The organism is Vibrio sp. T20 (assembly GCF_007858795.1).
Taxonomy (GTDB): Bacteria; Pseudomonadota; Gammaproteobacteria; order Enterobacterales; family Vibrionaceae; genus Vibrio; species Vibrio satsumensis.
The window spans coordinates 1-281 of record NZ_VFEB01000011.1 but is presented as its reverse complement, the minus strand read 5'-3'; the positions used below and the strand labels follow the sequence as shown (position 1 = coordinate 281).

Sequence of the window (281 nt, the reverse complement as noted above, 5' to 3'; positions counted from 1 at the left end):
GATCAAGCTTGTAAGCCTCTGCATAAGAACCCCAAATGCCTTTCTCTAGGTTCTTCGCGTGCCACATAGGGTTAGAACCCGCGCCCATTTCGTTGCCTTTTGGGTCGGTATCGTGCCACATATTGTCGATACCAACTGCGCCATGGCCACAGTTGTTTTTCTCGCCTTCACCGGTACCCGCTGAACATTCAGATTGGTTTGGCAGTGCTGCTCGGCCCCAAAGACCATTTTCGCCTCCGGTTACACCTTGCCAACCACGAGTGTAGTAAGGCACACCGATG

At 52.7% G+C, this 281-nt stretch carries 1 protein-coding gene; it reads right to left on the bottom strand.

Annotated features, from left to right (window positions below; genetic code table 11):
* The coding region (locus tag FTW16_RS01100; protein WP_146489774.1) for a hypothetical protein at positions 1 to 281 on the bottom strand (281 nt) is incomplete at both ends.